Origin of the sequence: Roseovarius aquimarinus (assembly GCF_043661195.1) — a bacterium.
In the GTDB taxonomy this organism is placed as follows: domain Bacteria; phylum Pseudomonadota; class Alphaproteobacteria; order Rhodobacterales; family Rhodobacteraceae; genus Roseovarius; species Roseovarius aquimarinus.
In genome coordinates this window covers 1,289,623-1,310,715 of the sequence record NZ_JBIHMM010000001.1, presented here as the reverse complement: position 1 = coordinate 1,310,715, position 21,093 = coordinate 1,289,623, and the positions used below count along the sequence as shown (strand labels likewise).

Genomic DNA, 21,093 nt, shown 5'->3' with positions numbered 1-21,093 from the left:
AGCGCGCTGTGCTGTTTTGGTGATCGCGTGTCAGAAGGCGTCCTTGCGCGCGCGGATTTCGGCAAAGACGGCGGCGTCGGGGGCATCCCGCAGGCCAAGCCGTTCCCGGATGTCCGGATCTGCGGCCCGAAGGAAGGGGTTGGTGGCCAATTCCTCGGCCAGCGTGCTGGGAATGGTCGGACGGCCTTCGCTGCGGGCCGTCTCGATCTGTCGTGAACGAGATATAAGTTCGGGGTTTTCAGGATCAACGGTCAACGCGAATTTCGCATTGGCGGCGGTGTATTCGTGGCCCGAATAGACGATGGTCTCCTCGGGCAGCGCCATGAGCCGCGACAGAGAGTCCCACATCTGTTCGGGCGTGCCCTCGAAGAGCCGCCCGCACCCGAGCGCCATGAGGCTGTCGGCGGTGAAGACGGCGCGGCTCGACGGGAAATGCACCGCGATATGGCCGACCGTATGCCCGCTCACGTCGATCACACGCCCGGTCTGCGTGCCGATGGCGATCTCGTCGCCGGGCGTGACCGCGCGATCGAGCGGCGGCAGGCGGTGCGCGTCGGCGGCGGCGCCGATCACCTCTGCGGGATGATCGGCCAGAAGCGCACCAAGGCCCTGCACATGGTCGGCGTGGTGATGCGTGAGCAGCACATGGCCGAGCGTCCAGCCGCGCCGCTCGAGCACGGCCTTGATCGGCGCGGCCTCGGGCACATCGATGCACATCGTGACATTCATGGCGGGGTCATGCGCGAGAAAGGCGTAATTGTCTTCGAGGCAGGGAATGGTGACGATTTCGAACGGCATGGTGCGCTCCTCGGATCTGGGCGGTCTTGCGGGCCGGGCGGGATTGCGGCGCGCAGAACCGGGGCGGCGACGCGCCGTGCGGGCATTCGGCTATGTTCCCGGCCCCGATCATAAGCTAGTCTCGAGCGTGACGGATCAAGGGCGCACGATCAAGGGCAGGGGCGGCATGCATCTCGATGTGCAGGAGCTACGCAATTTCTACTACCGCAGCACGTTGGGCCGGGCGGTGCAGACGACGGTGCGCGCCGAGATCGCGGAGGTCTGGCCCGAGGCCAAGGGGCAGACGGTACTGGGCTTCGGTTTCGCGGTGCCCTTCCTGCGTCCCTACCTCGCCGATGCGCGCCGCGTCATCGCTCTCATGCCCGGCCCGCAGGGCGTCATCGCCTGGCCGCAGAAGATGCCGAACATATCGGTGCTCTGCGAGGAGACACTTTGGCCGATCGAGACGGGGCATGTGGACAAGCTCCTGGTGATGCACGGCCTCGAGGCGAGCGAGCGGCCGGCGGATCTTCTGGACGAGTGCTGGCGCGTGCTGGGGCCGGGCGGCTCGGCGCTTTTCGTGGTGCCGAACCGCGCGGGGCTCTGGTCGCGCAGCGATCGCACGCCTTTCGGATCGGGGCGCCCCTACAGCCAGACCCAGCTCGAGACGCTGCTGAAGTCGCACAGCTTTTTGCCCGAGCGGCACCTGACCACGCTCTATCAGCCGCCCAGCACGCGGCGCTTCTGGCGCAAGACCGCGGGCATGTGGGAGCGCCTGGGCGGCAAGCTGTCGGTGATCGCGGCGGGCGGCGTGCTCATGGTGGAGGCCACCAAGCGCGTGCAGGCGCCGCGCGGACCTGGCCTGCGCGCCACCGTCCGCAAGCCGCTTTCCGTGCTCAGCCCCAAGCCGAAACCCGTGGGCCAGATCTAGCGCCGCGCCCCCCGATCCGGCCCGAATGCGCGGCCCGTGCGGCCATCCGGCGCGCTGCTTTCGGCGGCGGATCGAGGCCGTCCGCGCAGTTTAGCGCAAACACCCATGTTCCGGATTCGCCGCCCGCGGTGCAAAACGCGTCATTTTCGGGCCGAAATTTTCAGCCAAAGCGCCGCACTCCGGCTATCGTATTGTAATCACGGGATTTTGAAGATCGCGGGGCGTGACCATAGCAACTTGGCAAGTCCCCACCGCTCTGCTAGACCCACGCCGGATTGCAGTGATATGAGTGCTAGATGCTCGCCAACGCCCCCTCAGACGCCACGGTGTCTGTCGCAGGGGCCCAATTGTCGAAAGGGTGGACGTGTCCGAACCAGCTTCGATCTCCTCGGGTATCGCCGAACGCTACGCGACCGCGATCTTCGAGATTGCCGACGAAAACAAGAAACTGGCCAAGCTGGAAAGCAGCGTCGATCACCTTGCCGAGGCGCTGGACGTCAGCGACGAGCTGCGCGAGATGATCGCCAGCCCCATTGTCAGCCGCTCGGAGCAGGAACAGGCGATCACCGCCGTATCCGAACATCTCAAACTGACGCCGGCGCTGTCGCGCGGCCTTGCGCTCATGGCGCAGAAGCGCCGTCTCTTCGCCGTGCCCCAGGTCATCGTGCAGCTTCGCGCCATGATCGCCGAGCACAAGGGCGAGGTTCAGGCCGACGTGACCAGCGCAAAGGCGTTGACCAAGGCGCAGGCCGACAAGCTCGCCGCCACGCTCAAGGCCAATGTCGGCAAGGACGTCAAGATCAATGCGACCGTTGATGAAAGCCTCATCGGCGGTCTTATCGTCAAGGTGGGCTCGAAGATGATCGACACGTCGATCCGCTCCAAGCTTGCATCGCTCCAGAGTTCAATGAAAGAGGTCGGATAAATGGGTATCCAAGCGGCAGAGATTTCTGCAATCCTGAAGGACCAGATCAAGAATTTCGGTCAGGAAGCCGAAGTCGCCGAGGTCGGGCGCGTTCTGTCCGTCGGTGACGGCATCGCACGCGTCCACGGTCTGGACAACGTGCAGGCCGGCGAGCTGGTCGAATTTCCGGGCTCGATCATGGGCATGGCGCTGAACCTCGAAGCCGACAACGTCGGCGTCGTGATCTTCGGCTCGGACCGCGACATCAAGGAAGGCGACACCGTCAAGCGCACCAAGTCCATCGTGGACGTGCCGATCGGTGACGAGCTTCTGGGCCGCGTCGTCGACGGCCTCGGCAACCCGCTGGACGGCAAGGGCCCGATCAAGACCAAGACCCGTGGCCTCGCGGATGTGAAGGCGCCGGGCATCATCCCGCGCAAATCGGTGCACGAGCCCATGGCGACCGGCCTCAAGGCCGTCGACAGCATGATCCCCGTCGGCCGTGGCCAGCGCGAGCTCATCATCGGCGACCGCCAGACCGGCAAGACCGCCATCGCGCTCGACACGATGCTGAACCAGAAGTCGATCAACGACGCCGCCGGCGATGACGAGAGCAAGAAGCTCTACTGCGTGTATGTCGCCGTCGGCCAGAAGCGTTCGACCGTGGCGCAGCTGGTGAAGAAACTCGAGGAATCGGGCGCGATCGAATATTCGATCGTCGTCGCCGCCACCGCGTCGGACCCCGCGCCGATGCAGTTCCTCGCGCCCTATTCGGCGACCGCCATGGCGGAGCACTTCCGCGACAACGGCCGCCATGCGCTGATCGTCTATGATGACCTCTCCAAGCAGGCCGTGGCCTACCGCCAGATGTCGCTGCTCCTGCGCCGTCCGCCCGGCCGCGAAGCCTATCCCGGCGACGTCTTCTATCTGCACTCCCGCCTGCTCGAGCGTTCGGCCAAGCTGAACGAGGACAATGGCGGCGGCTCGCTGACGGCTCTGCCGATCATCGAAACGCAGGGCGGCGACGTGTCCGCCTTCATTCCGACCAACGTGATCTCGATCACCGACGGTCAGATCTTCCTCGAGACCGAGCTGTTCTACCAGGGCATCCGCCCCGCCGTGAACACCGGTCTGTCGGTCTCCCGTGTGGGCTCGTCCGCTCAGACCAATGCGATGAAATCCGTCGCGGGTCCGGTCAAGCTGGAGCTGGCGCAGTACCGCGAAATGGCGGCCTTCGCCCAGTTCGGCTCGGATCTCGACGCGGCCACGCAGCAGCTGCTGAACCGCGGCGCGCGCCTGACCGAGCTCATGAAGCAGCCGCAGTATTCGCCGCTGACCAATGCCGAGATCGTCTGCGTCATCTATGCGGGCACCAAGGGCTATCTCGACAAGATCGCCGTCAAGGATGTCGGCCGCTTCGAGCAGGGCTTGCTCAAGCATCTGCGCGGCAAGCATTCCGATCTGCTCGAGATGATCACCAAGGAAGACCCGAAGATCAAAGGGGATGCCGAGGAAAAGGTCAAAGCAGCGCTGGACGAATTCGCCGCCGACTTCGCTTAATTAAGGGAAAGGACGCAGGGCAATGCCAAGCCTCAAGGACCTTAAGAACCGGATCGAGTCGGTCAAGTCGACCCGCAAGATCACCAAGGCCATGCAGATGGTCGCCGCGGCGAAACTTCGCCGCGCGCAGGACGCTGCCGAGGCGGCGCGCCCCTATACCGAGCGTTTCAACGCCGTTATGGGGCGCCTCGCGGCCTCTGTGGGCGGTGCGGACAACGCGCCGCGCCTGCTCAGCGGCACCGGCAAGGACGATGTGCACCTGCTGGTCGTGATGACCGCCGAGCGCGGGCTTTGCGGCGGCTTCAACGCCAACATCGCCAAGCTGGCCAAGCAGGAAGCGTCGCGGCTGATCGAGGCGGGCAAGACCGTCAAGATCATGACCGTCGGCAAGAAGGGCCGCGATGCGATGCGCCGCGACTACGGCAAGTATTTCGTGCATCACATCGACCTTAGCGAGGTCAAGCGCATCGGCTATGCCGACGCGCAGGGCGTCGCGACCGAGGTGCTGAATCGTTTCGACGACGGCGAGTTCGACGTGGCCAAGATCTATTTCTCGGAATTCGAGAACGTGGTCACGCAGATCCCGACCGAGAAGCAGATCATCCCGGCCGATTTCGACGCGCCCGAGGAAGAAGGCCCCGAGACCTTCTACGACTACGAGCCGGACGAGTCGGCCATCCTGGCCGATCTTCTGCCGCGCGGCGTGGCGACGGCGATCTTCTCGGCCCTGCTCGAGAACGGGGCGTCCGAACAGGGCGCGCGCATGTCCGCGATGGATAACGCGACCCGCAACGCAGGCGAGATGATCGACAAGCTGACCATCGAGTACAACCGCTCGCGTCAGGCCGTCATCACGAACGAGCTTATTGAAATCATTTCGGGCGCGGAAGCGCTCTAGGAACGAGACGGAGAAACACATGGCAAACGCAAAAGGCAAAATCACGCAGGTGATCGGCGCCGTGGTGGACGTTCAGTTCAGCGACCACCTGCCCGAGATCCTGAACGCCCTGACCACCGACAACAACGGCAAGCGCCTGATCCTCGAGGTCGCGCAGCATCTGGGCGAGAACACCGTGCGCACCATCGCGATGGACGCGACCGAAGGTCTGGTCCGCGGCCAGGAAGTCACCGACACCGACGGTCCGATCACCGTGCCCGTGGGCAACGCGACGCTGGGCCGTATCCTGAACGTCGTGGGCGAGCCCGTCGACGAGGGCGGCGACGTGGCGCGCGACGAAGTGCGCTCGATCCACAACGACGCCCCTCCCTTCGAGGCGCAGTCGACCGAGTCGACCGTTCTGGCCACCGGCATCAAGGTCATCGACCTGCTGGCGCCCTATGCCAAGGGCGGCAAGATCGGCCTCTTCGGCGGTGCCGGCGTGGGCAAGACGGTTCTCATCATGGAACTGATCAACAACATCGCCAAGGTGCACTCGGGCTTCTCGGTTTTCGCCGGTGTCGGCGAGCGGACCCGTGAGGGCAACGACCTCTATCACGAGATGATCGAGTCGGGCGTTATCGTTCCCGACAACCTGACCGAATCCAAGGTGGCGCTGGTCTACGGCCAGATGAACGAGCCGCCGGGTGCGCGTATGCGCGTCGCCCTGACCGGCCTCACGCTGGCCGAGCAGTTCCGCGACCAGTCGGGCACGGACGTTCTCTTCTTCGTCGACAACATCTTCCGCTTCACGCAGGCGGGTTCCGAGGTGTCGGCGCTTCTGGGACGTATTCCTTCGGCCGTGGGCTACCAGCCGACGCTGGCGACCGACATGGGCCAGATGCAGGAGCGGATCACCTCGACCAACAAGGGCTCGATCACCTCGGTGCAGGCCGTGTACGTTCCCGCGGACGACCTTACCGACCCCGCGCCCGCGACCTCCTTCGCGCATCTCGACGCCACGACCGTTCTGAGCCGCGCGATCTCCGAGCTGGGTATCTATCCGGCCGTGGACCCGCTCGACTCGACCTCGCGCCTCATGGACCCCGCCGTCGTCGGCGAGGAGCATTACCAGGTGGCGCGTGACGTTCAGGGTATCCTTCAGCGCTACAAGTCGCTTCAGGACATCATCGCGATCCTCGGCATGGACGAGCTCTCGGAAGAGGACAAGCTGACCGTGGCCCGTGCGCGCAAGATCCAGCGCTTCCTGTCGCAGCCCTTCGACGTGGCCAAGGTCTTCACCGGCTCGGACGGCGTTCAGGTGCCGCTCGAGGAGACCATCGCCTCCTTCAAGGCCGTGGTCGCGGGCGAGTACGATCACCTGCCCGAAGGTGCCTTCTACATGGTGGGCGGCATCGAGGACGTGAAGGCCAAGGCCGAGCGCATGGCCGCCGACGCCGCATAATGCACTCGCCGGACCGCCCGTGCGGCGGTCCGGCACCCCTGCAATTGAAGGAGGCCAGTCATGGCTGACACAGTGCAATTCGACCTGGTATCGCCCGAGCGCCTTCTGACCTCCGTTCAGGCGCGCGAAGTGCAGATTCCCGGTGCGGAAGGCGACCTGACGGCGATGCCCGAGCATTCGCCGCTCATCACCACGCTGCGCCCCGGCGTCGTGCGCGTCACCTCGTCCGAGGGCGAGCAGGAATTCGCGGTGACCGGCGGCTTCGCCGAGATCAACCCGGACAGCATCTCGATCCTGGCCGAGCGCGCGATCCCGCGCGGCGACCTGACCCAGGAGACGTTCAAGGAGCTGGTCGACGATGCGCGCGCGCGCCTCGAGAAGACCCGCGAGACCTTCCAGAACGAGCCGGGCCCCGTCGACGACGCGGCCAAGCTTCTGTCGGACATGGTCGCCATGGGCGAGCATATGGGGCTCAGCGGCTACTGATTCCGTTCGAAAGATCGCCAGTCGAAGGGGCCTGCATCTTGCGGGCCCTTTTTTTATCGGGGATCATAGTTTTGCCGAATTGCGCGATTATGCCTCGGCGCGAGTAACCAGTGAACCGGGTATGAAACGCATCGACACGAAGCTCATGGGGATCGATCAGGGCGAGACCGTCCTCTTCTCGGATTTCGAGAAGGGCGGTCCCATGTGGACCGGCGAGGGCGAGCGCACCTGCCGCCATTCGATCCGCTTCACCGAGCCGTTCCGCGCCGAGCCGGCGGTGCATTGCGCCCTGTCGATGTGGGACATCGACAGCCGCACGAACGCCCGTGTCGAGGTCAGCGCCGAAAAGATCACCCCCACCGGCTTCGAAGTCGTCTTCCGCACCTGGGCCGACACCCATATCGCCCGGGCGCGCGTCCGCTGGATGGCGATCGGCGAGGTGTTTCACGAAGACGATTGGGACGTGTATTGAAGAGCCGAGGCTCGGCCCGGCCCCTTTGCCTCAATTCCCGAATTGGCCCTCATAGACCGGCTCGAGCGTCGGGGTCTCGAAGAGGGATGACACGGACGTGCCGTCCCAGATGTTGAGAATCGCCTGGGCGAAGACAGGGGCTGTCGGGATGATGCGGATGTTGGGCGTGCCGCGCACGGCGTCGGTCGGTGCGATCGTGTCGGTGATGACCATGCTTTTCAGCACCGAATTGGTGATCCGCTCGACGGCGGGACCCGACATGACGCCGTGGGTCGTGTAGGCATGGACCTCGGAGGCGCCGTTCTCGATCAGCACTTCGGCGGCCTTGCAGAGCGTGCCGGCAGTGTCGCACATGTCGTCGACGATGATGCATTTCTTGCCCGTCACGTCGCCGATGATGGTCATCTCGGCGACTTCGCCCGCCTTCTCGCGGCGCTTGTCTACGATGCTGAGGGGCGCCGTGATCCGCTTGGCCAGCTCGCGCGCGCGCGCCACGCCGCCCACGTCGGGCGAGACGACCATCACATCGTCCATGCTGCCCTTGAACTGCTTCATGATGTCGAGCGCGAAGACCGGCGAGGCATAGAGGTTGTCGACCGGAATATCGAAGAAGCCCTGGATCTGCGCCGCGTGCAGGTCCATCGTCAACACCCGCTCGATGCCGGCCTCGACCAGCATGTTCGCCACCAGCTTGGCCGAGATGGGCGTGCGCGCCTTCGAGCGGCGATCCTGCCGGGCATAGCCGAAATAGGGGATCACGGCGGTGATGCGCGCGGCCGAGGAGCGGCGGAGCGCGTCGGCCATGATGAGAAGCTCCATCAGGTTGTCGTTGGCGGGGTTCGACGTGGGCTGGATGACGAACATGTCCTCGCCGCGCACGTTCTCGAACACCTCGACGAAGATCTCGCCGTCGTTGAACCGCTCGACCCGCGCATCGACGAGGCCGACATTCACGCCCCGGTGCATCGACATGCGCCGCGCGATTGCCGTGGCCAGCGGCATGTTGGCATTGCCCGAGATCAGTTTCGGCTCTGACGTGGATGACATGGAGGCGTTCCTTGCTTGGCTGACGGGGCGGATTCGCGGGCGTTGACACCGCTTAGCATGGGCTTAGGGTCTGGCAAAGCTGCCGAAGCCGCGAAGAGGACGAAAACATGGGCCATTCCGCACTTTTTTCAGCTTCGGCGCGGGGTCGCGGCTGAGATGCCCAAGGGAAATTTCGGCGGCTTTCCGACCTATTGGACGACTTTCGGCCAGGGGCCGCGGGCGGGCCTGCTCATCCATTGCAGCCTCGGCGAGACGGCGATCTGGGGCGGGCTGGCCGCCGAGCTTTCGGGCGCGGCGACGCTGACGGCCTTCGATCTGCCGGGGCATGGGCGCAGCGGCGATTGGGACGGTGAAGGCGAGATGAGCGCGCTTTGCGCCGCCATGGCCGCCGATCTGGCGCAGAGGGACGCGCCGGTGGACGTCGTCGGGCACAGTTTCGGGGGCGTCGTCGCGCTCAAGCTCGCGATCGAGCGGCCCGAGCTCGTCCGCTCGCTCGTCATCATCGAGCCGGTGTTCTTCGCCGCGGGCGCAGATGGCACGCCGGGTGAGGATCTGCTGGAAAAGGCGCAGATGCGGGGCGTCGCCACTGCGATGGCGGCAGGGGATCTGCCGGCGGCGGGGCGCAGCTTCATCGCGACATGGGGCGGGGGCCGCCCTTGGGAGAGCTTCAAGCCCGAGGCACAGGCGCGCATCGCGGCGCAGATGCCGCTGATCGCAGCGGCGGGCCCCGCGCTCTACGAGGACGTGGGCGGTCTGCTCGAGCCCGGCGTTCTGGAGGGGGTGACGCAGCCCGTGCTGCTCTTGGAAGGCAGCGATGCGCCCGCGATCATTCCGGCGATCATGGCGGGCCTTGCCGCGCGTCTTCCCAAGGTGCGGCGCGGCGTGATCGGCGGGGCGGGGCACATGTCGGTCGCAACGCACCCCGCGCAGATCGGCGCTGAGGTGCTGCGCTTCTGGCGCGAGATCTAACCCCTCGCAAGCTTCAGGAAGTCGTCGATCATCTCATGCGTGATCGACCAGTCGGTCACGAGGCGCATCATCAGCCGCTCCTCGGGATCGCCCTCGAGATCGCCCCAGAGGCCGTAGACCGCACCGCCCGCCTTGAGCCGCTGATGCTCGCGCCGGGGCAGCGTGGCGAAGATCATGTTCGCCTCCGGCTCCTCCACGAATTCGAGCTCGGCCATGCCGCGCAGCCCTTCGGCCAGCCGGGCGCCGTTGGCATTGGCCGCGCGCGCCGTCTCGCGCCAGACGCCATCGGTCAGATAGCCCTGCATCTGGGCCGACAGGTAGCGGTGCTTGGAGAAAAGATGCGCGCCGCGCTTGCGGCGCAATTCGAATTCCCAGGCATGTGCCGGATCGAAGAAGATCACCGCCTCGACGCCCGCGCAGCCGTTCTTGGTGCCGCCGAAGCTGAGCGCGTCGATCCCGGCCTTCCACGTCATCTCGGCGGGCGTGCAATCGAGTGCCACCAGCGCGTTGGCGAAGCGCGCGCCGTCCATGAAGGTGGGCAGTCCATGCTCGCGGGCGACGTCCGTGAGGGCGCGGATCTCGTTCAGGGTGTAGAGCCGCCCCATCTCGGTCACTTGGGTCAGTTGCAGCGGCCCGCGCTGCGACGTGTGCACATCGCCCTTGGTCCAGCGGGCGATGCCCGCGCGCAGCTCGTCCGGTGTCATCTTGTCGCCCGTGCCGACGAGGCTCAGTTTGGCGCCGCCCGTGTAGAATTCGGGCGCGTGGCACTCGTCCACGTTGATATGCGCGAGCGGGGTGCAGAAGACCGCATCCCAAGGCTTGGTCATCGTGGCCAGCGCCAGCGCATTCGCGGCCGTGCCGGTGGCGACGAGATAGACCGCCGCCTCGGGCGCCTCGAAAATCTCCCGGATCTGCGCGCGCACGCCGTCCATGATGGGATCGGCGCCGTAGCTCGGATGATAGCCGCTATCCGCGGCCACCATCGCCTGCGCCACGGCGGGGTGCATCGGTCCGGTATTGTCGGAGGCAAAAAACATCAGGTCGGCTCCTCGATGATATGGTCTTCCCAGTCGTCTTCGTCGATCTCGAATTCGGGCACCGTGCGGCTTTGCATCGACACGCCCGCATCATGCACCGATTGCGGATCGCCCGAGATGAGCGGATGCCAGTCATATAGCGTCTTGCCCTGCCACAGCAGCTTGTAGGCGCAGGTTTCGGGCATCCAGTAGAGGTTGCGATCCATGTTGGCGGGCTTCAGGACGATGCACTCGGGCACGAACTGGTGCCGGATCGGGTATTGCGCGCAGCGGCAGGTGGTATCGTCGAACAGGCGGCAGGCCACGCGGGTCAGCACCACGTCGCCCGTATCCTCGTCCTCGAGCTTGTTCATGCAGCATTTGCCGCATCCGTCGCAGAGCGCCTCCCATTCGGCGCGGCTCATGCGGGTGAGGGGGACGGTTTCCCAGAACTTCGGGCGCAGATCGCTCATGTCGCGGCCAGAATGTCGCGCGCGCGGGTGCAATCCGCATCCATCTGGGCGATGAACGCATCGAGGCCGTCGAACGTCTCCTCGGGGCGCAGATACTCCACCAGCGCGACCGAGAGATCGGCGCCGTAGAGATCGCCCGAGAAATCGAAGAGGAAGGTCTCGAGATTGGCCTTTTCGGCGCCGAACATGGGCCTCACGCCGAGCGAGGCCGCCCCGTGATATTGCCCCTGATGGGGCCCGCTCAGCACGTCCACCAGCACGGCATAGACGCCGAAGCGCGGCGGGTGCAGACCCTCGATCGACATGTTGGCGGTGGGATAGCCCAGATCGCGCCCGCGCTTGTGCCCGTGGATCACCTCGCCCTCGATGCGGTGCCAATGGCCGAGCATCGCGGCGGCGTCGCGCGGGCGTCCGTTCGACAGCGCGGCGCGGATCGCGGTTGAGCTGATCTCGCCCGCAGGCCCGGCCAGAAGATCGCTGAGCGTGACCTCGAAGCCGAGCGCGGCGCCGAAGTCCTGCAGCATTTCGGCCGTGCCCGCGCGCCCCTTGCCGAAACAAAAATCACGTCCGACGACCACATGCCTCAGCCCGAGCCCGCCTGCGATCACCTCCTCGGCGAAGGCGCGGGGGCTGAGCGCCGCCATCTGCGCGTCGAAGGGCAGCTCGAACAGCAGATCGACGCCCAGCTTGGCCAGCCGGTTGGCCCGCGCGCCCGGGCTCATCAGCCGAAAGGGGGGCGCATCGGGCGCGAAAAACTCGCGCGGATGGGGCGCGAAGGTCAGAACGCCCAAGGGCGCGCCCCCGGCGCCGCGCGCAAGGTCGATCACGGCCCGGTGTCCCAGATGCACGCCATCGAAATTGCCGATGGGGGCGCTGGCGCCCCTGGCATTGGCCGGAACGGCCTTGTAGTCGCGGAAAATACGCATGGCAGAGGCGTAGCGCGCCGCATGCGCCTGTGCAAGACGGGATAGGGCGCGCCTTCGCGCCTCAGTCGAACTTGCGCGACGGGGCGAGGACCATCGCCTCGCCGACCAGAACTTTCTTTCCGTCCACCATGCAGCGGCAATCGAGACCGACGCGCCGTTTGGCATGGTCGATCGAGATCACCTCGACCTCGGCCGTCACCATGTCGCCGGGGCGCACGGGGGCGAGGAACTTGAGCGATTGTCCCATATAGACCGTGCCGTGACCGGGAAGCTGCTCGCCGATCACCGCCGAGACGAGGCCGGCGGTCAGCATGCCATGCGCGATGCGCCCCTCGAAGATCGTGTCGCGCGCGTAGTCGTCATCGAGATGGACGGGATTCCGGTCGGTGGAGACCTCGGCGAAAAGCTCGATATCGCGGTCGGTGATGACCTTCCGCAGATGGCGCGTCATGCCCATCTCGATATCCTCGATGCAGATCGTGCCGCGCGGCATGTTGTCCAACATGGGGCCCTCCCAAGATTTTCCCGGAGCGGGTCCGGGTAACATTTGGACGATTGCGCGCCCAATCTTGGAACTTTATTACTTTGCACGCGCAGAAAATCAACCCCTGATCTGGGAATTCCGACATTCGGCCCGATCGGCGCGCTCAGCGCAGGTGGCTGATCGTGTAGGTCGGACTGGCCTCCTCGCGGGCGAGAAACGCCTCGAGCTTTTCCTTGTCGAGACCGTCCGTGCCGGTCGTCTCCGCCGCGGCGAGCCCGCCCGTGATGAAGAGCGCGTCGAGATTCTCGCCCATCGCGCCCGCGATATCGGTGCCGATCCCGTCCCCGATGGCGAGGATCTCGGCCTCGTTCACATCGCGCCCGAGCGCGGCGAGGCGGCGGCGGGCCAGATCGTAGATCGGCGGGTGCGGCTTGCCGAAATAAAGGCTTTCGCCGCCCATTTCGGTATAGAGCCGCGCCAGCGCGCCCGCGCACCATTCGCGCACGTCGCCACGATCGACCACGATATCGGGATTGGCGCAGAGCAGTTTCATGCCCTTCTGCTTGGCGTAAAGGAAATCGGCGCGGTTCTCGGCCGGGTCGGCCATCGGATCGAAGGGGCCGCAGCAGACGATGCCCGTCGCCTGATCGAGCGGCACGCGGGTGATCTCGACCGGATCGTCGATCACTTCCATCGGCTCGAAGAATCCGGCATCGCGCTCGGGCTCGCCCATGAAATAGACCTTGTCGCCCACGACCCCGCGATACATCGCGGCGCGCGCCGAATCGCCCGAGGTGGCGATGGCGTCATAGGCGTCCTCGGGCACGCCGAAAGAGCCGAGCTGCTCGGCCACGCCCTTGCGGGGCTTGGGCGAATTGGTGACCAGCACGACCGCCCCGCCGCCCGCGCGGTAGGTCTGCATCGCCTTCACCGCGTCCGGATAGGCCGTCACGCCGTTATGCAGGCACCCCCAGAGATCGACGAAAAGCGCGTCGTAGCGGCTGGAAATCTCGGCGAGCGATTGGATGATCTGGGTCATTGCGGTTTCCTGCATGGCTGCGCCAGATATGGCAGGCGCGCCCGCCCAAGGCCAGAGCGGAAGCGGCTCAGGCACCGATTGCAAGGCGCCGGAGCGGGGCGAGCCATGGCCAGAAGAGCGCGGCAAGCGGGGCCGAAATCCAGAGAAGGACGATCAGGTTCAGCAGGACGGCGAAGGGCTGCTTGCGCGTCTTGTGGCGCAGCCGCCGCTGCGCGAGCTTGGCCGCCGGCCATCCGCCGAGGAGCGCGAGCGTCAGGAGCGTTCCCTCTGGCACGCGCCACATGCCCGCGATGGCGCAGCGCTTGTCGTGGCGGAACGCCATATAGGTGGCGATATTCAGAAGGGTGAGGGCCACAAGAGCCGCCGCCGGCAGGATTACGGCCAGCGGCAGCGTTTCGATAACATTCACGCCGGGTCAGAGCTTGAGGTTCGGGATGATCTGCTTCTTGCGGCTCATCACGCCCGGAAGGACCACGGTGTCGCCCTCGACCGTGGCGCCGAAGGATTTCTCGGCCATGCCCTTGACCAGATCGTTCGGCACCAGAAGCGTCGCTTCCTCGCGCAGGATGTCCACCACGAAAAGCAGCACCTGATCGACGCCGTCTTCGGCGGCGACGGTCTTCATCGTCTCCATCAGGCTGTCCTTGCGGTCGAGCACGACCTGCGGCGCGGTCGTCTCGAGCACCGAGACGCGGAAGGATTTGCCCGGCAGCTCGAATTCCTTGCTGTCCATGCGCAGCAGCTCGGCATCCGAGAAGGCCGAGACGTCGGACTTGGCCGCGAACATCTCGGCGGCGTAGTCGCCGATATCGACGCCCAGTTGCTCTGCCAGATCCCACGCGATCGCCTTGTCCTCCTGCGTCGTCGTGGGGCTGCGGAATTCGAGCGTGTCCGACAGGATGCACGACAGCATCGCGCCCTTCACGCCGGTGGGCATCTGCGCCATGTCCTTGCCGATCATCTTCCACATGATGGTGGCCGTGCAGGCCAGAGGTTCGATCCGGATTTCGAGAGGGCCGCGCGTCTCAAGGCCACCGACGAGGCGGTGATGGTCGATGATGCTGCGGATATCGGCGCTGTTGACGGATTTGGGCAGCTCGGCGGGGTTGTTCGTGTCGACGATCACGACGGGCTGGCCTTCGGACACGTCCTCGATGATCTCGGGCTGATCGAGGTTCCAGCGCTTCAGCATGAAGGCGGCTTCGGTGTTGGGCTGGCCCAGCAGGACGGGCTTGGCGTCCTCGCCCTTGATCTCGTTCAGATACCACGCCCAGATGATGGGCGATCCGGTGCTGTCGGTGTCGGGGGAGGTGTGTCCGAAAACGAGTGTGGTCATGGGCGCATTTCCTTCGGCTCTGGCGTTGCTGTGATGGCGGGCGACTTCGGGGGCCTTATAGGCGCCGCATCGGGGCTTGTCACGGGGGGCGCGTGCGGCCAATCATGCGTGCATGTCCCCGCGCGCCGAAACCGATCTTTATGCACCCGTCAAGGCCTGGCTCTCGGGCCGGGGCTATGACGTCAAGGGCGAGGTGGGTGCGGCCGATGTGGTCGCCTGCCTCGGGGAGGACATGCTGATCGTCGAGCTGAAGCTCGGCTTCTCGCTCGTGCTTTTGCAGCAGGCGGTGGCCCGGCAGGCGATGTGCGATGCGGTCTATGTCGCGGTGCCGCGCTGGCGCGGCAAGGCGGGCTGGAAGGCGTTCAAGGGCAATATCGGGCTGTGCAAGCGGCTGGGCCTCGGCGTGCTTTCGGTCGATCCCGGCGGCGCGGTTCAGCTTCATGCCGAGCCGGGCGTCTTCCGGCCGCGCAAGTCTGCGGTGAAGCGCGGTCGCCTCCTGCGGGAGTTTTCCACGCGCACGGGCGATCCCACCCAAGGCGGCACGAACGGTCAGGTGATGACGGCCTACCGGCAGGACGCGCTGGCCTGCGCCGCGCATCTGGCGGCGACGGGGCCTTGCAAGGGGGCCGAGGTGGCGCGCGTCACCGGCGTCGGGCGGGCGACGGCGATCATGGCGGCCAACCATCGCGGCTGGTTCGCGCGCGTCGCACGGGGCGTCTATGACGTGACGGAGGCGGGCCGCGCGGCGGCTCAGCCTCCGGGAGAGCCGACGGCGGGATAGTTGCGCAGATAGCTCGTCATCTGCCAGCGGATCAGAAAATCGGCATCCATCACGCGATACTCGACCCCCGCCATGCCGGCCGCCGCCTCGATGCGCGTCTCGTAGGGGCCGGTCCGCCCGTCGCGGTCGATCATCACGATGACCGGCGCCTTGCCCGTCAGGTGCGCTGCGAAAAGCGCCTGCTGTACGCTGTCGAGCGCGCTGCGCTTGTCGAGGGCCACCTCGATCACCTCGGTCGCGGTCTCGCAATCCACGCGGATGCGGTGCAGATCGTAGCCCGCCGAATAGCCGTGCTGCACCTCGGGCTCGCCCCCGGCGATGAGCAGGCAATAGATGGCGGCAAGCCCCAGCTCGTTCACGTCTCGCGCTCCTTGATCGCGCCGCAAGATGAAGGGATTCACGCGGCGGGTGAGGGCAAAGGTTAACAAAAGGTTAACGAAAAGTTAACGCGCGCGGCGGGGCCTCGCGCATTCTTCACGCCGGCGTGATTTTTTGTCTCACGCGCCCGTTGACACTTGCCCACCGCCTGCCTAACTGTCTGCCGTTAGCACTCGCCCGGTGTGAGTGCTAACGGCCCGGAGACGGGCACGGATAACGTAACTTTGAGCTAAGGAGCCTCAGAGATGGCATTTAAACCGCTGCATGACCGCGTCCTCGTTCGCCGCGTTGAAGGCGAAGAGAAAACCAAGGGCGGCCTGATCATCCCCGACAGCGCCAAGGAAAAGCCCAGCGAAGGCGAAATCGTCGCGGTCGGCGATGGCGCGCGCAAGGATAACGGCGAGCTGATCGAGATGGCCGTGAAAGCCGGTGACCGCGTGCTCTTCGGCAAGTGGTCGGGCACCGAGATCACGATCGATGGCGAAGAGCTGCTGATCATGAAGGAAAGCGACATCCTGGGCAAAATGGCCTGATGATCGCGTGACGCGCCGGCCATTCGGGCCGCGCGCATCTCCCTTTTCAATCCAATCATAAGGAAATCGAGACATGGCTGCTAAAGACGTCAAATTCGATACCGAAGCCCGCAACAAGATGCTGCGCGGCGTGAACATCCTGGCCGACGCGGTCAAGGTGACGCTCGGCCCCAAGGGCCGCAACGTGGTTCTGGACAAGTCCTTCGGCGCACCGCGCATCACCAAGGACGGTGTGTCCGTGGCCAAGGAAATCGAGCTGGAAGACAAGTTCGAGAACATGGGCGCGCAGATGGTCAAGGAAGTGGCCAGCCGCACCAATGACGAGGCCGGAGACGGCACCACGACCGCGACGGTCCTGGCCCAGGCCATCGTCAAGGAAGGCATGAAGTCGGTCGCAGCGGGCATGAACCCGATGGACCTCAAGCGCGGCATCGACATGGCAACCGTCAAAGTCGTTGAAGCCATCCGCAAGGCCGCCCGTGACGTCTCCGACAGCTCGGAAGTCGCGCAGGTCGGCACCATCTCGGCCAATGGCGAGAAGGAAATCGGCCAGCAGATCGCGGACGCGATGCAGAAGGTCGGCAACGAGGGTGTCATCACCGTCGAAGAGAACAAGGGCCTCGAGACCGAGACCGATGTCGTCGAAGGCATGCAGTTCGACCGCGGCTATCTCAGCCCCTATTTCGTGACCAACTCCGACAAGATGGTCGCGGATCTCGAAGACTGCATGATCCTGCTGCACGAGAAGAAACTGTCGTCGCTTCAGCCGATGGTTCCGCTGCTCGAGCAGGTCATCCAGAGCCAGAAGCCCCTGCTGATCATCGCAGAGGATGTCGAAGGCGAAGCGCTGGCGACCCTCGTCGTCAACAAGCTGCGCGGCGGTCTGAAGATCGCGGCCGTCAAGGCACCGGGCTTCGGTGATCGCCGCAAGGCCATGCTTCAGGACATCGCGATCCTGACCGGCGGTCAGGTCATCTCCGAAGATCTGGGCATGAAGCTCGAGTCCGTCACGATGGACATGCTGGGCCAGGCCAAGAAGGTCACCATCACCAAGGACGAGACGACCATCGTCGACGGTGCAGGCGAGAAGGCCGAGATCGAAGCGCGCGTCGCCCAGATCCGCAACCAGATCGAAGAGACCACCTCGGACTACGACAAGGAGAAGCTGCAGGAGCGTGTCGCGAAACTCGCAGGCGGTGTCGCCGTCATCCGCGTCGGCGGCATGACCGAAGTCGAAGTCAAGGAGCGCAAGGACCGCGTCGATGACGCGCTGAACGCGACCCGTGCGGCCGTTCAGGAAGGCATCGTCGTCGGTGGCGGCGTGGCTCTGGTTCAGGCCGGCAAGGTCCTCGACGACCTCAAAGGCGACAACAACGACCAGAACGTCGGTATCTCGATCGTGCGCAAGGCTCTCGAAGCGCCGCTGCGCCAGATCGCCGAGAACGCAGGCGTCGACGGATCGGTCGTCGCGGGCAAGATCCGCGAGTCGAGCGATCTGAAGTTCGGCTTCAACGCTCAGACCGAGGAATATGGCGACATGTTCAAGTTCGGTGTCATCGACCCCGCGAAGGTCGTGCGCACCGCTCTTCAGGATGCGGCGTCGATCGCAGGTCTGCTCATCACGACCGAAGCGATGGTCGCGGACCGTCCGCAGAAGGAAAGCGCCGGTGGCGGCATGCCCGACATGGGCGGCATGGGCGGCATGATGTAAGATCGCCGTCGCACCGCTTCGGCGGGGCCACGAGACAAGGGGAAGGGGCGCCGGTCGGCGCCCCTTCTTTTTTGTGTGCCGCGTGGATGCGGCGGCCTCAGCGGAATTCGACGTCGAGCGCGAAGCTGCGCTGTGCGCCCGGCGGGGGCGCGGGGAAGGGCGCGGCGCGCTGGATGAGCCGCAGCGCCTCGCGGTCGAGCTCGGACGCGCCCGAGCTGCGCGCGATGCTCAGCCCCGCAAGCGCGCCCGAGGCGCCGATGGTGAAGCTGACCCGCGCCGCGCCGGATCTGCGCATCACGGGTTTGCGCACGCCCGAAATCTTGCGCATCACCGCGCCGGGATAATTCTGTGCCGCCGCGTTTCCGGCGGCATCGCCTTCGGCGCTCGTGCGTCCTTGCGTCTCGGCGCGCGCATTGTCCTGCCCTTGCGCCGCGCCCGCCGTGGCATTCGTCTCGGCATTGCCGCGCGGCGCCGCCTGCTGCGGCTTGGGCTTCGGTTGGGGCTTCGGTTCGGGTTCGCGCGGCGCGTTGCGCCGCTCGAACGCGGCGCTGCGCTCGACGGGGCGGGGCGAGCGTGTGACGGCGCCGGCGGTCTCCTCGGCCGCCTCGATGCGCTCCGCCGCGCCCGGCACCGCCGGAACGCTCGGCGCGACGCTCGGTGCGCTGGCAGCCGGGGCCGGTGCGGGCGCTTCTGCAGGCGACGGGCTGGGCGCAGGCGTGGGCGCGGCACTGGGCGCAGATGTGGGCTCGGGCGTCTCGGCGCGCAGCGCCGCGACCGGCTCGGGCGGGGGCGGCGCCTCGGCGGGGATCGCGTCATCCGCGCGCTCGGCGGTCAGCGTGCCCGCCGCCATATCGGCGAAGCTGGTCCCAATGCGCGCGACCTCCTCGCCGCCGCCGCTCTCCATCACTACCTGCTCCTGCGGCGCGAGCCACAGGCCAAGCCCCGCATGCGCGGCAAGGGCGAGCCCGCCCACGGCGAGCTTGACACGCAGAGAGGACGCGATCATTCGAGCCCCCTTTCGGTGACGATCATCACCCGCTCGGCCCCCGCCGCGCGGAGCGCGCGCGCGATTTCGACCAGCGTCTCGGCGGGCAGGGCGCGGTCCGGCACGATGCGGATCTCCCTGCGTTCGCCCTCGGCCAGCGTCTCGACATGGGCGGCGGGCGTCGCGACGTCGCGGCCCTCGTAGCTCAGCCGCCCGTCGGCATGCACGACCAGCGCATCGGGCGGCGCGCGCCCTTCGAGATCGGCGGTATCGATCAGCTTCAAGGACGGATCGAGCGGACGCGCCAGCGTGCCCGAGATCATGAAGAAGATCAGCATCAGGAACACGATGTTGATGAGCGCGATGGTCGGCTCGGCCTTGCTGCGGCGTGGGCGGCGGATCATGGTGCGGCCCCCCCGAGGATCGTGGGCGCCAGTCCGTCGACCCCGCGCAGCGCCGCCAGAAGATCGGTCAGGCGCTGGGCGCTCACCTCGCCCTTGAGCGCCACGAGCAGGGGCCGGGGCGCGCTTTCCGCCTCAGGCGGGCCGATGGCCTCGCCGAGGGCCTCCAGCGCCACGCTCCGCCCGTTGAGGCGCAGATCGTCCGGCATGAGTTGCAGGAAAAGCGGACGCTCGGTGGAGGGAGCAGGCGCGCCGCTCGATGCCGCGCTCAGCTCGATCTCGGAAAATTTCGAGAAGGTCGAACTCAGCATGAAAAAGAGCAGCAGAAGAAAGATGACATCGATCAGCGATGTCAGCGACAGGCGCTTGCGGCGGCGCGCGCGGCTAGCCATGGGCTGGCGCGGGCATGCCTTCCGGGGCGGTGCCGCGCCGTGTGTCGGCGGCCCCCAGGGGGGCGAGGATGGTGTGAATCGCGCGCTCGGCGGTGACGCGCTCGGCGTCCATCCGGCTCTCGAACCAGCTCAGCACGAGGGCCGTGGGCATGGCGACGACGAGGCCGACCGCCGTCGTCAGGAGCGCGACCCAGATACCGCCCGCGAGAACCGAGGGATCGACCTGGCTTCCGGCGTCCTGAAGCGCTTGAAAGGCCGCGATCATGCCCAGAACCGTGCCGAAGAGGCCCAGAAGCGGCGCAAGCTGCGCGACCGAATCGAGAAAGCGCATGCCGCGTTCGAGCCGGGCGAAGCGCGTCTCGGCCTCCGCCTCGAGCCGCTTGGTCGCGCCCGGCTCGGCGTCGAAGGCCATTTCGACGACAGGCGCGAGGTAGCTCGTCGAGCGCGCGAGGGCCGCGCGCGCGGCTGCCCGGTCGCCCGCGTCCCACGCCGCGACCGCCTCGGACAGTGCCTTGTGACGCCCGACGCCCGAGCTCGAGAACTGCCAGAGCTTGTAGAGAATGACGGCCAGCGTGACGACCGACACCACGAGCAGCAGCACGACGACCGGCCCGCCGAGCGCCGCGATCTGAGAAAAACTGTCGAGAATGGCGCTCATCCCGTCACCTCGATACCCGTCCGGCTGGTCAGCTCCAGCCCTTCGGTGCAGGCACCCGCGCCGAGATCGCCCGCCTCGCAGATGCTCGCGCCGTTGAAGAGGACCTGCCCGATATCATCGCAGGCCATGCCGGATATCACGAACTGCCGCACGCGCGGGCGCGCGGCGGGCAAGTCCGCGAAATCAAGCAGCGTCAGCCGGTCGACCTGGCCCTCCGCATCGAAGAGCACCGTCTCGAACACCGCGCCCGCGATATCCGTCGCATGGCCGTTGAGCGCAAGGAACGACAGCTTGCAGCCCTCCGCCTGATCGGCGGCGGCGTTCAGCTCGATCACGAGATGCGCGCCGATCTCTTCCTCGGCCTGCGCAGGGGCCGCCGCGATCATCGTGGCCGAGGCGAGAGCAAGGCACGCACCGATGCCGCCGGAAAGAAGCTGTTTCATGTCGGACCTCTTGCGCCGTGATATCGCGCGCGCGCCTGCGCCGCGCCGC

Annotated in this window: 26 protein-coding genes; 11 read left to right on the top strand and 15 right to left on the bottom strand. The window is 66.2% G+C overall.

All coding sequences use genetic code 11. The features are described from left to right. Positions 1-30 precede the first annotated feature (30 nt). A complete protein-coding gene (gloB, locus tag ACGRVM_RS06260; RefSeq protein WP_377167444.1) occupies positions 31-798 on the bottom strand; it encodes a hydroxyacylglutathione hydrolase in 768 nt (255 codons plus the stop codon). Between the two features lie 166 nt (positions 799-964). Between gloB and ACGRVM_RS06255 the strand changes: the two genes are divergently transcribed. The 7 genes from ACGRVM_RS06255 to ACGRVM_RS06225 all read left to right on the top strand — a co-directional run bounded on the left by ACGRVM_RS06255 (position 965) and on the right by ACGRVM_RS06225 (position 7,472). Next, positions 965-1,708 (top strand): class I SAM-dependent methyltransferase, encoded by a 744-nt coding sequence (locus tag ACGRVM_RS06255; protein WP_377169974.1) that lies wholly within the window; start codon positions 965-967, stop codon positions 1,706-1,708. Positions 1,709-2,072: 364 nt separating this feature from the next. Further along, the gene (locus tag ACGRVM_RS06250) at positions 2,073-2,633 is read left to right on the top strand and encodes a F0F1 ATP synthase subunit delta (RefSeq protein ID WP_377167447.1); all 561 of its coding nucleotides are present in this window, start codon (positions 2,073-2,075) and stop codon (positions 2,631-2,633) included. Then, entirely contained in the window at positions 2,634-4,172 is a 1,539-nt protein-coding gene (gene atpA / locus ACGRVM_RS06245; RefSeq protein ID WP_377167450.1) for a F0F1 ATP synthase subunit alpha, read from the top strand. Positions 4,173-4,194: 22 nt separating this feature from the next. Then, a complete protein-coding gene (locus ACGRVM_RS06240) occupies positions 4,195-5,070 on the top strand; it encodes a F0F1 ATP synthase subunit gamma (RefSeq protein WP_377167452.1) in 876 nt (291 codons plus the stop codon). A 19-nt stretch (positions 5,071-5,089) separates the two neighbouring features. Next, a complete protein-coding gene (atpD, locus tag ACGRVM_RS06235; RefSeq protein ID WP_377167454.1) occupies positions 5,090-6,514 on the top strand; it encodes a F0F1 ATP synthase subunit beta in 1,425 nt (474 codons plus the stop codon). Between the two features lie 60 nt (positions 6,515-6,574). Continuing rightward, the gene (locus ACGRVM_RS06230) at positions 6,575-7,000 is read left to right on the top strand and encodes a F0F1 ATP synthase subunit epsilon (RefSeq protein WP_377167457.1); all 426 of its coding nucleotides are present in this window, start codon (positions 6,575-6,577) and stop codon (positions 6,998-7,000) included. Positions 7,001-7,121: 121 nt separating this feature from the next. Then, positions 7,122-7,472: an H-type lectin domain-containing protein gene (locus tag ACGRVM_RS06225; protein WP_377167460.1), complete on the top strand. Its 351-nt coding sequence runs from the start codon at positions 7,122-7,124 to the stop codon at positions 7,470-7,472. A 30-nt stretch (positions 7,473-7,502) separates the two neighbouring features. On the opposite strand, the gene ACGRVM_RS06220 is transcribed toward ACGRVM_RS06225, so the two are convergent. Next, positions 7,503-8,519: a ribose-phosphate pyrophosphokinase gene (locus ACGRVM_RS06220; protein ID WP_377167463.1), complete on the bottom strand. Its 1,017-nt coding sequence runs from the start codon at positions 8,517-8,519 to the stop codon at positions 7,503-7,505. Between the two features lie 156 nt (positions 8,520-8,675). Between ACGRVM_RS06220 and ACGRVM_RS06215 the strand changes: the two genes are divergently transcribed. Then, positions 8,676-9,488 carry an alpha/beta fold hydrolase gene (locus ACGRVM_RS06215; protein WP_377167466.1) on the top strand — a complete coding sequence of 271 codons (813 nt, stop codon included), beginning with the start codon at positions 8,676-8,678 and terminating at the stop codon, positions 9,486-9,488. Here ACGRVM_RS06215 and ACGRVM_RS06210 read toward each other — a convergent pair. From ACGRVM_RS06210 to ACGRVM_RS06180, 7 genes are all read right to left on the bottom strand, one after another. Next, the gene (locus ACGRVM_RS06210) at positions 9,485-10,525 is read right to left on the bottom strand and encodes a threonine aldolase family protein (protein WP_377167469.1); all 1,041 of its coding nucleotides are present in this window, start codon (positions 10,523-10,525) and stop codon (positions 9,485-9,487) included. The genes ACGRVM_RS06215 and ACGRVM_RS06210 overlap by 4 nt on opposite strands. Then, positions 10,525-10,977, bottom strand: coding sequence for a YcgN family cysteine cluster protein (locus ACGRVM_RS06205; RefSeq protein WP_377167472.1), 453 nt, complete (start codon positions 10,975-10,977; stop codon positions 10,525-10,527). The genes ACGRVM_RS06210 and ACGRVM_RS06205 overlap by 1 nt, the downstream gene beginning before the upstream one ends. Further along, on the bottom strand, positions 10,974-11,903 hold the full coding sequence (locus tag ACGRVM_RS06200) for a bifunctional riboflavin kinase/FAD synthetase (RefSeq protein ID WP_377167475.1): 930 nt from the start codon (positions 11,901-11,903) through the stop codon (positions 10,974-10,976). Before ACGRVM_RS06200 ends, ACGRVM_RS06205 begins: the two co-directional genes overlap by 4 nt. A gap of 61 nt (positions 11,904-11,964) precedes the next feature. Further along, entirely contained in the window at positions 11,965-12,408 is a 444-nt protein-coding gene (locus ACGRVM_RS06195) for a MaoC family dehydratase (protein WP_377167478.1), read from the bottom strand. Positions 12,409-12,550: 142 nt separating this feature from the next. Next, entirely contained in the window at positions 12,551-13,426 is an 876-nt protein-coding gene (locus tag ACGRVM_RS06190; RefSeq protein ID WP_377167481.1) for a TIGR01459 family HAD-type hydrolase, read from the bottom strand. Positions 13,427-13,493: 67 nt separating this feature from the next. After that, positions 13,494-13,835: a DUF1294 domain-containing protein gene (locus ACGRVM_RS06185; RefSeq protein ID WP_377167484.1), complete on the bottom strand. Its 342-nt coding sequence runs from the start codon at positions 13,833-13,835 to the stop codon at positions 13,494-13,496. A gap of 6 nt (positions 13,836-13,841) precedes the next feature. Next, a complete protein-coding gene (locus ACGRVM_RS06180; RefSeq protein WP_377167487.1) occupies positions 13,842-14,762 on the bottom strand; it encodes a manganese-dependent inorganic pyrophosphatase in 921 nt (306 codons plus the stop codon). 112 nt (positions 14,763-14,874) lie between these two features. Between ACGRVM_RS06180 and ACGRVM_RS06175 the strand changes: the two genes are divergently transcribed. Next, positions 14,875-15,543 carry a DUF2161 domain-containing phosphodiesterase gene (locus ACGRVM_RS06175; RefSeq protein WP_377167490.1) on the top strand — a complete coding sequence of 223 codons (669 nt, stop codon included), beginning with the start codon at positions 14,875-14,877 and terminating at the stop codon, positions 15,541-15,543. Here the strand turns inward: ACGRVM_RS06175 and ACGRVM_RS06170 are convergent. Next, positions 15,513-15,902, bottom strand: coding sequence for a hypothetical protein (locus ACGRVM_RS06170; protein WP_377167493.1), 390 nt, complete (start codon positions 15,900-15,902; stop codon positions 15,513-15,515). The genes ACGRVM_RS06175 and ACGRVM_RS06170 overlap by 31 nt on opposite strands. A 264-nt stretch (positions 15,903-16,166) precedes the next feature. Between ACGRVM_RS06170 and groES the strand changes: the two genes are divergently transcribed. Together groES and groL are read left to right on the top strand one after the other, a co-directional pair. After that, on the top strand, positions 16,167-16,454 hold the full coding sequence (gene groES, locus ACGRVM_RS06165) for a co-chaperone GroES (RefSeq protein ID WP_377167496.1): 288 nt from the start codon (positions 16,167-16,169) through the stop codon (positions 16,452-16,454). A gap of 73 nt (positions 16,455-16,527) precedes the next feature. Beyond that, the gene (gene groL / locus ACGRVM_RS06160) at positions 16,528-18,165 is read left to right on the top strand and encodes a chaperonin GroEL (RefSeq protein WP_377167499.1); all 1,638 of its coding nucleotides are present in this window, start codon (positions 16,528-16,530) and stop codon (positions 18,163-18,165) included. 97 nt (positions 18,166-18,262) lie between these two features. Here the strand turns inward: groL and ACGRVM_RS06155 are convergent, their stop codons facing one another. Genes ACGRVM_RS06155 through ACGRVM_RS06135 form a run of 5 tightly spaced genes read right to left on the bottom strand, consistent with a single transcriptional unit; the run spans position 18,263 to position 21,044 of the window. Further along, positions 18,263-19,171: an energy transducer TonB family protein gene (locus ACGRVM_RS06155; protein ID WP_377167502.1), complete on the bottom strand. Its 909-nt coding sequence runs from the start codon at positions 19,169-19,171 to the stop codon at positions 18,263-18,265. After that, entirely contained in the window at positions 19,168-19,554 is a 387-nt protein-coding gene (locus ACGRVM_RS06150) for an ExbD/TolR family protein (protein WP_377167505.1), read from the bottom strand. The genes ACGRVM_RS06155 and ACGRVM_RS06150 overlap by 4 nt, the downstream gene beginning before the upstream one ends. Continuing rightward, on the bottom strand, positions 19,551-19,943 hold the full coding sequence (locus ACGRVM_RS06145; protein WP_377167508.1) for an ExbD/TolR family protein: 393 nt from the start codon (positions 19,941-19,943) through the stop codon (positions 19,551-19,553). Before ACGRVM_RS06145 ends, ACGRVM_RS06150 begins: the two co-directional genes overlap by 4 nt. Next, on the bottom strand, positions 19,936-20,601 hold the full coding sequence (locus ACGRVM_RS06140; RefSeq protein ID WP_377167511.1) for a MotA/TolQ/ExbB proton channel family protein: 666 nt from the start codon (positions 20,599-20,601) through the stop codon (positions 19,936-19,938). The genes ACGRVM_RS06145 and ACGRVM_RS06140 overlap by 8 nt, the downstream gene beginning before the upstream one ends. Continuing rightward, positions 20,598-21,044, bottom strand: a complete 447-nt coding sequence (locus tag ACGRVM_RS06135; protein WP_377167514.1) for a hypothetical protein — start codon at positions 21,042-21,044, stop codon at positions 20,598-20,600. Before ACGRVM_RS06135 ends, ACGRVM_RS06140 begins: the two co-directional genes overlap by 4 nt. Between the last annotated feature and the right edge of the window lie 49 nt (positions 21,045-21,093).